Genomic DNA, 11434 nt, shown 5'->3' with positions numbered 1-11434 from the left:
GCGGCACAAAATCCGATTGACGGGATGGCATGAGCCTCGCGAAGACACGTGCGTCGATGGTGGCTGTCGGCGACACGGCGTTGCAATGCTACGAAGCGGGGACCGGCGACCCGGTGATGCTCATCTCCGGCTGGCCGCAATCGGCGCTGGCCTTTGAGAAGCTGATCCCGCTGCTTGCGGACTATCACGTGATCGCGGTCGAACCGCCGGCCTTGGGCACATCTCACCCGACGTCCCGTTACGACATGCAGAGCATCTCGGACCTGTTTCGCGAACTGACGCAAAGTTTGGACCTGCCGCGCGTTCACCTCGTCGGTCACGACATCGGCTCCTGGATCGCTTATGCGCTCGCCGCGAAATATCCCGACACGTTGCGCGGCGTCACGCTGATAGAAGCCGCGATACCCGGCATCGCCCCGGCAAGCGCCTACGCCTTCACACCCGAGCAAGCCAAGAAGACCTGGCACTTCGCCTTCAATTACCTGCCAGACCTGGCCGAAGACCTGACCCGCGGACGCGAGCATGTGATCCTTGAATGGATCTTCCGCCACCGCGCCGCGCACCCCGATGCAATTCCGCGCGCATCAATCGACGAGTATGTACGGCTCTATTCGCGGCCCGGCGCGTTTGCCGAGGCGCTTAAATACTACCGCGCCATCTTCGAATCCGGAGCACAGAACCGGGCGCTCGCTGCCTCAAAACTGAAGCGGCCTGTTCTCGCCATCGCGGGCGCCTTGTGGCTGGGCGAAGCGATGCAGGGCGCCATAGAGCCGCTGGCCGAAGACTTCGAGATGCTGTCCATTCCCGACTGCGCGCATTTCCCGCCGGAAGAAAAACCGGCCGAGCTCGCGGCCGCGCTGCGAAAGCATTTTGACCGCTGCCGCTAACGTCCGGCGGGACGCGCTGCCAGCGCGCGTTCGATCGGCGGCGCCTCCGTCATTCCGGCCCGCGCCCGGCCCCGTGATAAGCCCGACGCTCATGCAGCAGCGTTGAAACTTCGCTTGTCCGCAGCTCAGGCTTTGAGCAAATCCCGCAGCGTTGCTTCCACGATCTTTGTCGCCGCCTTCAAATCCGAGAGCTTGATGTGTTCGTTCGCCGAATGCGCATTGGCCTCGAGGATCGAGCGCGGGCCGGCGCCATAGAGCACGGTCGGGATGCCGGCTGCGCTGTAATGGCGGGCATCGGTATAGAGCGGCACGCCGGATTCCTTGATAGCGGTCTTCAGTTCGCGCCTGGCATGGCGCTGGATGGTCTCGACAACCTTCTTTACCCCCGGCCTCGGCCGCAGCGGTTCGGCCAGGATCACACGCTTGCACTCGACCTTGATGCCCTTCCCCGCGCCCGCACGCTTGATCAGCGCGACCAGCTCGCGCTCGACCCTGGTACCCTTCTCTTCCGGGATCAGCCGCCGATCGATGCGCATCACCACACGGTCGGGCACGACATTGGTGGCAAAACCGCCGGAGATCAGGCCGACAGTGATCTTCGGCGAGCCGATGCCGGGCGACTTCGACTTCGTGCGGTTCAGGCGTTTGCGTTCCTTGTAGATCGCCTGCAGGATCGCGGTCGCAGCCTCAAGAGCATCAGCGCCGCTTTCGGGCATTGCGGCGTGAGCCTGCTTGCCGCGCACCGTGACTTCGAGATGCAGCACGCCGTTATGCGCGGTGACGACGGCATAGGAAAAGCCGGCTGAAAACGCGATATCGGGCTTAGTGAGCTTCTGCTTCAACAGCCAGTCCGGACCGGTATAGCCGCCGATTTCCTCGTCATAGGTCAGATGCAGTTCGACGGTGCCGTCGAGCCCTGCCGGATTGTCCTTCAGCGCAAGCAGCGCGAATGCATAGGTCGCGTAGTCGGACTTCGAGACCGCGGCGCCCCTACCGTAAACCGCGCCGTTCACCTCCTCGGCGCCGTAAGGATCGTGCGTCCAGCCCTCGCCCGGCGGCACCACATCGCCATGCGCATTCATGGCAATTACAGGACCTTTGCCGCTGCCGAAGGTCTCGCGCACGATCAGGTTGGTTGCCGACACCATGCCGTGCTTCTTCGCGACCTCGTCCGGCACCTTGTGGCGCTCGACCGTAAAGCCAAGCCCTTCGAGGAGACGCGCGGATGCCTCGGCGTGAGGCGCGCAGTCACCGGGCGGATTGTCCGAAGGAACGCGGACCAGCGCTTTGAGGAAAGCGACCTCACGCGGGAAATTCGCGTCGATGAACTCGGACATGTGCCGCCTCCTGACTAGGCTGCGCCTTTTGCCGCAAGGCGTTCGATGAAACGCACCAAAGCAGAAACGGCCAGCCCCATATCGGCTTCTGCCGCGAATTCCGCGGGATTGTGGCTGATGCCGCCCTTGCAGCGCACGAACAGCATCGCGACGGGGCAAAGCTTCGCCATGGACAACGCGTCATGGCCTGCCCCCGACGCAAGGCGAAACGGCTCGTGTCCGAGGCTCGCAATCGCATCCGCGAGCAGATCCTGCATGAAGGGCGTGCACGCGGTCGTCTGCGTCTCATGAGCGGCCTCGAAATCGAAGCCGAGCCCGCGCCGTTCACCGATCTCGGCGGCCGCATCGGTGATCTTGCGGATCGCTTCATGACGCCTGTTATCGGTCGCCGACCGGACTTCGAGCGAAGCCTGGACGCGGCCGGGGATGACGTTGGTCGCGCCCGGAAAAGCTTCGATCCGCCCGACGGTGGCGACCATGCTGTCGTCCGCCTGCTCCCGCGCGGTGCTCTCGATTACGGTCATCAATTCGGCAAAACCGGCCAGCGCGTCGCGGCGAAGCCGCATCGGCACGGTGCCGGCATGTCCGGCCTCCCCGGTCACGGCGACCTGCATCCGGCTTTGTCCGATGATCCCGGTGACCACGCCGAGCGGAAAATTGCGGGCTTCGAGCACCGGCCCCTGCTCGATATGAACCTCGATGTAACCCACGACATCGGCGCGATCGTAGGCTGCCGCCGCGATGTCGTCCGGGCTCTTGCCATACGCCTTCAGCGCATCGGCGAATGTGACGCCGTTATTGTCCGCGACGGAGAGCCAGGCCTTGTCGAAGATGCCCGCGCAGGCGGCCGACGAAGACAATGTCGTGCGGAAACGCGAACCTTCCTCGTCGCCGAAAGCAAGCACGTCAATGCCGAAGGGCAGATCGACGCCGCGCGCCACGAGTTCGCGCACCGCGAGGATGCCGGCGACGACGCCCAGCGGGCCATCATATTTGCCGGCATCGATCACGGTATCGATATGCGAGCCGATCAGAAGGCGCCGCTTCAGGTCCGGCCGCCAATGTCCACGGACCGTGCCGAGCGCATCTTCGGTCACGGTCATCCCCGCGACACGCATCCATGAGCCGACGAGGTCGGCGGCCTTGCGATGCTCTGCCGTCAGATACAGACGCGTGAGGCGCTGCGGGTCGCTCGAAATCACCGAGAGACCGGCGAGCATCGCTTCTGCCCGCGCTCCTATCGCTGCGATTTCAGCGGGAACCGTCATGATCGAACCGTCATGGTCGAACCATCATGGGTCAATGCGCGCTGAGCCAGCGTCCAAGCTGCGCGCGCTCCTCGTCCGTCATGTCGGTCTGGTTGCCAAGCGGCATCGCCTTGTTGCGGACGGCCTGGATCATGATGAGCTGATTGAACCGCTTGAGATCGGCAAGCGTCTCGAGCGTAACATTCTTGGGCGGTTCTTTGAAGCTTTCATGCGTCGGCTTGCGGGCATGACAGGAGATGCAATGCTTGCTCGTCAATGCCAGCACCTCCCCGTCCGAAACCGGAGGCCCGCTGTCCGCCACCTGGCGGGGTGCGGTTGCGAAAATCGCGCATATCAATGCGAAGGCGGCAACCGGCGCCGCCCAGCCATATTTGTCCCACGGTTCGCCGATGTCGATCTGGTTCAGGATGTGGCGGAACATCGCCCCGGTCAGGAGGATCAGCGCCACGACCATCCATGCATGAGGATGCGCCGACAGAAATGGATAATGCGGCGACACCATCATCAGCAGCACCGGCAAGGTCAGGTAGTTGTTGTGCAGCGAACGCTGCTTGCCGACCTTGCCGTATTTCGCCTCAGGCTCCTCTCCGGCGAGCAGCTGCGCAACCATTTTGCGCTGACCAGGGATGATCACCATGAAGACGTTGAAGGCCATGATGGTGCCGATGAAGGCGCCGACATGGATGAACGATCCGCGACCGGAAAACACATTGGTGTAGAACACCGACGCCAACATGATCAGCAGGAACACGCAGATCGCCAGCGGAACGGTGCGTTCACCCCAGAATTTGCAGATGTTGTCGTAGAGCACCCAGCCGACCAGCAGCGAGGCAATCGAGATGAAGATGGCCTGCCAGGGCTCGAGTTCGAGGACCGCCGGGTCGATCAGATAGGCGCTGGCGTGGAAATAATACTGGATGATCAGGAGGCCGAAGCCCGTCACCCAGGTGAGATACGCCTCCCATTTGAACCAGTGAAGGTGCGGCGGCAGGTGCGGCGGCGCCACCGTGAATTTCTCGACATGGTAGAAGCCACCGCCATGGACCTGCCAGGCGGTGCCGAACACGCCCGGACTTTTGCGCTCTTTCTGGTTGAGCGAATAATCCAGGGCGACGAAGTAAAAGGACGTGCCGATCCAGCCGATGCCCACGATCAGGTGAGCCCAGCGCAGCAGCAGATTGCCCCATTCGCCGAGAAAGACGTCCATCGATTTGACCGGCCTTATATCCGCTCAGTCCCGCGTATCGGATGGACCTGATTCCAGCCGACGCGGGGACGAGCGGGCAGGTTAGATTGGCAGGTCACAGACTAGCAAACGTCATGCCGCAAGATCAGGGGATCAAAATGGACGATCCCGTGGTTTCGCGCGCTTCCAGGTCCTCGTGCGCCTTGCGCGCATCCTTCAACGCGTAGGTCTGGTTGATCGGAATCTTGACCGCGCCGCTCGCCACCACATTGAACAGGTCGTTGGCGGTCGCAACCAGGTCATCGCGCCTGGCGACGTAATGGTTGAGGGTCGGCCTGGTCGCGAACAGCGAGCCCTTGGTCTGCAGGATGTTGATGTTGAAGGCCTCGATCTGGCCCGACGCCGAACCGAAGCTGACGAACATGCCCAGCGGCCGCAGGCAGTCGAGCGAGGCCGGGAACGTAGTCTTGCCGATGCCGTCATAGACCACGTCGCACAGCTTGCCGCCGGTAATGTCCTTGACCTTCGCAACGAAATCCTCGTCGCGGTAATAGATCACGTGCTGGCAGCCATTCGCCTTGGCGATTTCGCCCTTCTCCTTGGAGCCGACCGTTCCGATGACCGTGGCGCCAAGATGGTTCGCCCATTGACAGAGAATCTGACCGACGCCGCCGGCGGCGGCATGCATCAGCAAGGTCGTTCCTTTCGTCACCTTGTAGGTCCGGTTCAGCAGATATTGTGCGGTCATGCCTTTCAGCATCATCCCCGCGGCCTGCTGATACGAGATACGATCCGGAAGCTTCACCACGCGATCGGCCGGCAGCAGGCGCTCGGCGGAATAGCCGCCCAGTCCAACCACATAGGCCACGCGATCGCCGACCTTGATGTCCGTGACGCCATCGCCCACCGCGGTCACTTCACCGGCGCCTTCGTTGCCGGCAACGAACGGCATCCCCACCGGAGAGGGATACATCCCCATCCGGAAATAGGTGTCGATATAGTTCACGCCGCAGGCATGCTGCTTGATCCTGATCTGGCCGGGTCCCGGCGCCGGCACGTCGATATCCTCGAAGGTGAGAACCTCGGGGCCGCCATGCTTGTGAACCCGGACCGCTGCGACCATCGTCTTACTCCCTGCAAATGCCCGCCTGATCGGCGGATCCGAAAACCGGCCGGGATCATAGGCAGCAGCGCGCCGGGTGCAAGCGCGCTATCGCGCGCCGGAAACGGTCAGGATGGTGCCGCTGGTATAGCTCGCGGCATCCGAGATCAAGAAAAGGATCGCCTCGGCGACCTCCTCCGGCCTGCCGACGCGCCCGCTCGGGAGCTGATGCGCAATGCGCGCCAGCCGCCCCGGCTCGTGAATTTCGGTGTCGATCGGTCCCGGCGAAACGCAATTCACGCGAATCCCCTCCCCGGCCAGTTCCTTCGACAACCCCGTGACCAGCGCATCGACGCCGCTCTTGGTGGCGGCATACCAGACATATTCGCCAGCGGCGCCGAGCTTCGACTGAACCGAACCCAGGAACACCATGCTGCCGCCCTGCTTGCCATGCTTCGTCGACAGCCGCGGAATGGCCGCGCGGGCGCAGAAGAAGGCGCCCATCAGATTGATGTCGACATTGTCGCGCAGGGTTTGCGTCGACACCGACTCGAACCGCGAATTCTTGCCGGTGACGCCGCTGTTATAGACGAAATGCTTGAGCGGACCGAAGCTATCGACGGCCTTGAACAGCGCCTCGACGTCCTCTTCCTTCGCCATGTCGCCCTTCACCGCGAGGCCGCGACCGCCGGCCTGCTCGATGTCGCGCACGACCGCCGCCGCGGTCTCCGCATTGCTCCTGTAATTGATGACGACGTCATAGCCGCGCGCGGCCGCGAGTCTTGCCGTGGCGGCGCCGATGCCACGGCCGCCTCCGGTGATCAGCACGATGTCTCTCATTTGCTTTCCAGTTTCCGCCCCAGGGCCTTCGGTCGCCGCCGCCGGTTACGCAGTGCAAGGACGTTGAACACCTCGACCGCGCCGGCAAAGGCCATCGCAAAGTAGATATAGCCACGGGGAATATGAAAGCCGAGACCGTCGGCGACAAGCGCCACACCGATCAATAATAGGAATGAAAGAGCCAGCATTTTTGTGGTGGGATATTTCTGGATGAATTTCGAGACCGGGCTCGCGGCGAAATACATCACCAGCATCGCGATCACGACGGCTGCGATCATGATCTCGACATCCTGCGCCAGCCCGATCGCGGTGATGATCGAATCCAGCGAAAACACGAGATCGATGGTGACCAGTTGCGCGATGATCCAGACGAAGGCCTGACGCCCGGTCCGAGGCTCAGTATCCTCGACTTGCGCCTCGACCTCCGAATGAATCTCGTGCGTCCCCTTGGCGATCAGGAACAATCCGCCCCCGATCAGGATCAGATCGCGCCACGAGAAATCATTGCCAAAGAGCGTGAATAGCGGCGCCGTCAGACGCATGATCCAGGTCAGCATCAGCAGCAGCGCGATCCGGAAAACGAGAGCAAGTCCGATCCCGACACGGCGGGCCATGAGCGCTCTTTTCGCCGGCAATCGCGCAATAAGCACCGAGATGAAGACGATGTTGTCGATGCCCAGCACGATTTCGAGCACCGAAAGCGTGATCAGCGCGAGCCAGGCATTGGGATCGGTGACGAGATGCAGCATGGCCGGTCCGTCTAGTCGGTGGCCGTGGCAAGGCCGATCGTCAGAAAATAGATGCCGACCGCCGCGAAGGTCCACGCGGCCAATGGTCCGGGGTCGAGCGCTGTCACCAGCGCGTAAATGCCGAGTGCACTCCAGACGGTCAGCGCCGCCATGTTCAGGAGACGCAAGTGCGGGACGCGAAACGGATGCAGCACGCGAAGCGGCATGAAGGTCAACACAACAAGAGCGGCAACACTGGCCGCGGCAATCCAGGGCGGCAGCTTGAGAATAAACAGGTGGAAGACCACCGCGTTCCACAAGGCTGGAAAGCCGCGAAAATAATTGTCCGCGGTTTTCATCTGGTCGTCGGCAAAATAAAGCGCGCTCGTCACCACGATCGCGATGGCGAGCGGAAGCGCCACGGAGTGCGGAAGCAGTCCGCTGGTCACCAGCGCAAAAACCGGAACGAAGACATAGGTCGTGAAGTCGACCACGAGGTCGAGCGCATCCCCCGACCAGCGCGGCAGGATTTCGGCCACCCGAAAGCGCCGCGCGAGCGTGCCGTCGATGCCGTCGATGAACAGCGCGACCGCAAGCCAGACGAACATCGTGACCCAGTCGGCACGCGCTGCGGCCAATAGCGCAAGAAGAGCGCAGCCGGCGCCGCAGGCGGTGAAGACATGGACGAGGAACGGCCGTACCCGCAGCGCCCTGCCGGGCCCTTCGCCACCGCCCCGCCTGTCGTCGCCCGTCACGGCTTACCGGTTGCCCCAATCGATCTGGCAGATTTCAGCTGATCGGCCGGCGAAGTTCCAGTTGCGCCCGAAGGCGCGGAAGCGGGACTTGTCGGCTTTGGCAATCGTCACATCGGGCGCGATCCAATAGCCGCTGTTGCGGATCGTGACGTTCTCGTCTTTTGTCTTGCCTGCGACCGGTGTGATGGCGCCCTCCACGATCCTGTCCATGATGATGAGACGGGTCTGGCCCTCGGTGCGGTAGTTGATCGGCACCTGCCGGACGCCGAGGAAGCCGCTGACGAGGATCGACAGCAGATGCGTCGAACCGCCGACCTTGCCGGTGAAGATGCGCGTCAGCCCCTTCACGGCCTGGATCGATGCCGTTTCGTCGACGAACAGAGCCGCGGTCCAGTTACCGCGCGACATCAGGCCCGGAATTTCAATCATCACGCCGGTCTTCAGGCCCGACAGATCGACGTCGTTGAAATGGCCCTGATCGATGCGAACGGCCGCCCAGGTCTGGCAGCGATCCTCGGTGGGTGGATGCTCGCCGAGCGACAGCACACACGGACAGAACACCGTGCAACTGCATGAAAGGGTCAATTCGCCTTTCAGGCTCCATTGATCTGCCACGGACGCACTCTCCTCGCCTAATGCAACACACCCGCTCCCCAAGATGCGAGCATCGTCAAGCCGGCCGCGATGAATGCGACGCCGACAGCACGACCCACATAAGGGGCAACAGTCATCTTTTCGACCAGCATGATGAGACCGAGCAACGCCATCCAGAAAAGGTTCATGGCGCCCGCGACCAGCATCAGAAGCATCATCGCCCAGCAGCAGCCGAGGCAATACAGCCCCTGTCGCACGCCGAGCCGAAAGACGCCGGATGTGCGATCGGTCCAGTTCAGGAAGAAGAACGAGAATGGCTGCTGGCACGCCCGCAGGCAGGCCTGCTTGAGTGCCGAGAACTGGTAAAACCCTGCCACGAGAAAAAGGATGGCACTGGCCGGCGCGGCCGCCGCAGCCATCAAGGGCCATCCCGCAATCGGGCCGAGGCCGATCTGCACGAAGGTGGCGAGCGCGGCAAAGCCGAACCAGACCGCAAGATAGCCCGCGATCAGCACATGCGGGGAGACGATCGTCTCGCCCTTGCGCAAGGCCGTGTCCGCGATCTCCGCGTAGGTCAGGATCATCGGACCCGCGCTCGGCAGCATCATCGCCAGTGTCATGGCGAGCCACATGGCGGCAACGACCGACGCTGTTTCGATGCCGATCGCGGCGACGGGCGCTGCACGGCAAATTGCGTCAAGCCAGGCGGCGGCACCCGGCTGGCCCTTTGCCATCGCGATCCAGACAAGGTAGATCCAGCCGCACGTCGTCAGGATGCTCATGCAGCCGAGAGCGATGAGCCGCGGCTGCGACAGGAGTGACGCCACCCCAGCCAAAGCGGGGCCGGTCGCGCGCGAGGTCGTATCGGCGGAAAGCGGCATGGTGCACTCCTCCCACTCCTAGACCAAGGCAGAGCCGGGCGAAATCCCGGGCTGGCAGGATGGTTTCCACGCTCGTAGATATGCCTGTAAGGATGATGGCATGGAAGTTAACGGGATCACAGCGGCGGCGGTCGTGGTCGGCGGCGGCCCATCGGGCCTGATGGCCGCAATTGCTCTGGCATCGGCGGGCATCGAGACGGCGCTGATCGCCCGAGCCGCGCCCGCCGACAACCGAACGACCGCCCTCCTCGCAAGCTCGGTGGCGGCGCTCGAAAGCCTGGGCGCCTGGAACGACTGCCGGAACCATGCGGCCCCGCTCGCCTCGATCCGCATCATCGACGCAACGCGACGGCTTTTGCGCGCACCGGAAGTTCTCTTCGAAGCGCAGGAGATCGGGCTAGAGGCCTTCGCCTGGAATATCGAAAACCGGCATTTGATTGCCGCGCTCGAGGCAAAGGCCGCCCCGTTAAAGAACCTGCGGCGCTTTGCAGACCAGGCCGTCGCCGTCGATGTCGACGATCATAACGTCACGGTACGCACCGAAGGTGGCGCGGTTGTCACGGCAAAGCTTGCGGTCGGCGCCGATGGCAAGGATTCACTCTGCCGGAAGGCGGCTGACCTGGCGGTGCGCAGTCACAGCTACCCGCAGATCGCGCTCACCTACAACGTGTCGCACAGCCGGCCGCATCGCGACATTTCGACTGAATTTCACACCGAGTCCGGTCCGTTCACGACCGTGCCGCTGCCCGGCAATCGATCCAGTATCGTATGCGTAGTCAGTCCGGCGGATGCCGCCGCGATCCAGAAATTGACCGGCACCGATCTCAATCGCGAACTTGAGCGCCGCTCGCATTCCATCCTCGGCAAGGTCGAAGCGGAGCCGGGCAACGGCGCCTTCCCGCTCGTCATGGAAATTGCGGAGGCATTCGCGGCCAACCGCATCGCGCTGGTCGGCGAAGCCGCGCATCGCTTTCCGCCAATCGGAGCGCAGGGCCTCAATCTCGGGCTGCGCGACGCCGCGGCCATTGCCGAGATCGCAGCCGAATATCCCGACGATCCCGGTCAACCTGATGCAATGGATCGTTACACGAGCGAGCGGCGCGCCGATGTGATGAGCCGCACGGTGGCTGTCGACCTCCTCAATCGCTCATTGCTGTCGGGTTTTCTTCCGATGCAAGGTCTGAGGGGCATCGGGCTGCATCTCCTCGGCACCGTCGGTCCGCTGCGCCGCGCCATGATGCGCGAGGGTGTCATGCCGCGCGCGTCGCAGCCGCGGCTGATGCGCGGCGAAGCCTTGTCATAGCGGCGGCGGCGACGCTTTCTCGCTTCCGACGGCCTCGCGGAATTGCGGGTCGACGGGCACCGGCAAGGCGACGAGCGTCGCACCCTGCCCGCCCCGCACCCGGTGCGCGAACAGACCGCGCCCGATGAAATGCGGATCGTTCAAGGCCTCGTTCAGCGAACGCACGATGGTCACGCAACAATCGGCTGAGGCGAAAACCTGTGCCCAATCATCCGCATTGCGGGTCGCGATGATGTGCGCCACCGCATCGATCGTGGCGGCCGGATCGCGCCGGTCGTCGGCGAGCGCTGCATCGAGACCGATCGCGTCGGCGAAGCGCTTCCAGAAATGGTCTTCAAGCGCCGCGCACGCAACGATCCCTCCGTCCTTCGCCGGATAGAGACGATAGCGCGGCACGGCCCCCGTCAATTCGCGAGCGCTGTCCAGCGATCCGCTGGCCCACAAGCCGGACAAAGCCCGCCAGGCAAAGGTGAACATCGCATCCGTCATTGCAATGTCGAGATGGCAGCCCTCGCCGGTGACGTCGCGTTGCCGCAGCGCTAGCAGAATGTTG

12 protein-coding genes are annotated in these 11434 nt (G+C 63.2%); 2 read left to right on the top strand and 10 right to left on the bottom strand.

The annotated features are described in order from the left end of the window. Positions 1 to 29 precede the first annotated feature (29 nt). Positions 30 to 887: an alpha/beta hydrolase gene (locus VN004_RS09865; protein WP_325609441.1), complete on the top strand. Its 858-nt coding sequence runs from the start codon at positions 30 to 32 to the stop codon at positions 885 to 887. A gap of 125 nt (positions 888 to 1012) precedes the next feature. On the opposite strand, the gene VN004_RS09860 is transcribed toward VN004_RS09865, so the two are convergent. The 9 genes from VN004_RS09860 to VN004_RS09820 all read right to left on the bottom strand — a co-directional run bounded on the left by VN004_RS09860 (position 1013) and on the right by VN004_RS09820 (position 9578). Continuing rightward, the gene (locus tag VN004_RS09860) at positions 1013 to 2224 is read right to left on the bottom strand and encodes an ArgE/DapE family deacylase (RefSeq protein WP_325609439.1); all 1212 of its coding nucleotides are present in this window, start codon (positions 2222 to 2224) and stop codon (positions 1013 to 1015) included. Between the two features lie 14 nt (positions 2225 to 2238). Further along, entirely contained in the window at positions 2239 to 3492 is a 1254-nt protein-coding gene (locus VN004_RS09855; RefSeq protein WP_325609437.1) for an allantoate amidohydrolase, read from the bottom strand. A 31-nt stretch (positions 3493 to 3523) separates the two neighbouring features. Beyond that, positions 3524 to 4699, bottom strand: a complete 1176-nt coding sequence (locus VN004_RS09850) for a urate hydroxylase PuuD (RefSeq protein WP_325609435.1) — start codon at positions 4697 to 4699, stop codon at positions 3524 to 3526. 124 nt (positions 4700 to 4823) lie between these two features. Beyond that, positions 4824 to 5801, bottom strand: a complete 978-nt coding sequence (locus tag VN004_RS09845) for a quinone oxidoreductase (RefSeq protein ID WP_325609433.1) — start codon at positions 5799 to 5801, stop codon at positions 4824 to 4826. An 87-nt stretch (positions 5802 to 5888) separates the two neighbouring features. Next, a complete protein-coding gene (locus VN004_RS09840; RefSeq protein WP_325609431.1) occupies positions 5889 to 6620 on the bottom strand; it encodes an SDR family oxidoreductase in 732 nt (243 codons plus the stop codon). Then, on the bottom strand, positions 6617 to 7369 hold the full coding sequence (locus tag VN004_RS09835) for a TerC family protein (protein ID WP_325609429.1): 753 nt from the start codon (positions 7367 to 7369) through the stop codon (positions 6617 to 6619). The genes VN004_RS09840 and VN004_RS09835 overlap by 4 nt, the downstream gene beginning before the upstream one ends. An 11-nt stretch (positions 7370 to 7380) precedes the next feature. Next, positions 7381 to 8103, bottom strand: coding sequence for a phosphatidylcholine synthase (locus VN004_RS09830; protein ID WP_325609427.1), 723 nt, complete (start codon positions 8101 to 8103; stop codon positions 7381 to 7383). Positions 8104 to 8106: 3 nt separating this feature from the next. Then, on the bottom strand, positions 8107 to 8718 hold the full coding sequence (locus tag VN004_RS09825) for a DUF1326 domain-containing protein (RefSeq protein WP_325609425.1): 612 nt from the start codon (positions 8716 to 8718) through the stop codon (positions 8107 to 8109). Positions 8719 to 8735: 17 nt separating this feature from the next. Continuing rightward, entirely contained in the window at positions 8736 to 9578 is an 843-nt protein-coding gene (locus VN004_RS09820) for a DUF2182 domain-containing protein (RefSeq protein WP_325609423.1), read from the bottom strand. Between the two features lie 100 nt (positions 9579 to 9678). Between VN004_RS09820 and VN004_RS09815 the strand changes: the two genes are divergently transcribed. Then, positions 9679 to 10881 (top strand): UbiH/UbiF family hydroxylase, encoded by a 1203-nt coding sequence (locus VN004_RS09815; RefSeq protein ID WP_325609421.1) that lies wholly within the window; start codon positions 9679 to 9681, stop codon positions 10879 to 10881. Here VN004_RS09815 and VN004_RS09810 read toward each other — a convergent pair. Further along, on the bottom strand, positions 10876 to 11434 hold a 559-nt coding region (locus VN004_RS09810), incomplete at its 5' end, for a CoA transferase (RefSeq protein ID WP_325609419.1). The genes VN004_RS09815 and VN004_RS09810 overlap by 6 nt on opposite strands.

Origin of the sequence: Pseudorhodoplanes sp., from assembly GCF_035565855.1 — a bacterium.
Lineage (GTDB): Bacteria > Pseudomonadota > Alphaproteobacteria > Rhizobiales > Xanthobacteraceae > Pseudorhodoplanes.
The sequence above is the reverse complement of the archived record's forward strand: the minus strand, read 5'-3'. Positions and strand labels throughout refer to the sequence as shown.